Source organism: Ewingella sp. AOP9-I1-14 (assembly GCF_052375995.1).
GTDB classification, from domain to species: Bacteria; Pseudomonadota; Gammaproteobacteria; order Enterobacterales; family Enterobacteriaceae; genus Ewingella; species Ewingella allii.
The window spans coordinates 1-1,160 of sequence record NZ_JBQSVA010000039.1; the positions used below are offsets into that span (position 1 = coordinate 1).

Sequence of the window (1,160 nt, forward strand, 5' to 3'; positions counted from 1 at the left end):
TAAAAATGAAGTGGTTAATTTTTTACGTAATAAGAATTTTCATAATCTTGCGGATATGCCCAATATCGACGTGATCGACGGCCAGGCGGAGTTTATCAATAATCATAGCCTGCGTGTTCATCGGCCTGAGGGAAATCTGGAGATTCATGGCGAGAAAATTTTTATTAATACCGGTGCACAAGCCGTGGTTCCGCCAATTCCTGGAATTACCACCACGCCTGGTGTATATGACAGCACCGGATTACTTAATCTAAAAGAATTGCCTGGGCATTTAGGTATTTTGGGCGGCGGATATATTGGCGTTGAGTTCGCCTCTATGTTCGCTAATTTTGGCAGCAAAGTAACCATTTTAGAGGCAGCTTCGCTGTTTTTGCCTCGGGAAGATCGGGATATTGCTGATAATATCGCGACGATTTTACGCGATCAGGGCGTCGATATTATCCTCAATGCCCATGTGGAGCGAATCAGTCACCATGAAAATCAAGTGCAAGTGCATAGCGAGCACGCCCAACTGGCGGTGGATGCACTGTTAATAGCTTCCGGTCGTCAACCGGCTACCGCTTCGTTACATCCAGAAAATGCCGGTATCGCAGTAAACGAGCGCGGGGCAATTGTCGTTGACAAGCGATTACATACCACCGCAGACAATATTTGGGCGATGGGAGATGTTACCGGCGGGCTGCAATTTACTTACATATCACTGGATGATTACCGCATTGTACGTGATGAGTTACTGGGTGAAGGCAAACGTAGTACTGATGATCGGAAAAATGTGCCTTATTCCGTATTTATGACACCGCCCCTGTCCAGGGTTGGTATGACAGAAGAACAAGCCAGAGAGAGTGGTGCTGATATTCAGGTGGTGACATTGCCTGTAGCTGCAATTCCGCGCGCCAGAGTGATGAACGATACCCGTGGGGTATTAAAAGCGATTGTTGATAATAAAACCCAACGTATATTAGGGGCATCACTGCTGTGTGTTGACTCCCACGAGATGATCAATATAGTGAAAATGGTGATGGATGCCGGGCTGCCTTATAGCATATTACGCGATCAGATATTTACTCATCCGTCGATGAGCGAATCACTCAATGATCTATTTTCATTAGTCAAATAAACTCAAAATCAGACGCCAGAACAAATATTCTGGCGTCTCAGAG

Annotated in this window: 1 protein-coding gene; it reads left to right on the top strand. The window is 45.7% G+C overall.

Annotated features, from left to right (window positions below; translation table 11 throughout):
- The coding region (locus tag ACT3RT_RS23065) for an FAD-dependent oxidoreductase (protein ID WP_496203784.1) at window positions 1-1,117 on the top strand (1,117 nt) is incomplete at its 5' end.
- Between the last annotated feature and the right edge of the window lie 43 nt (window positions 1,118-1,160).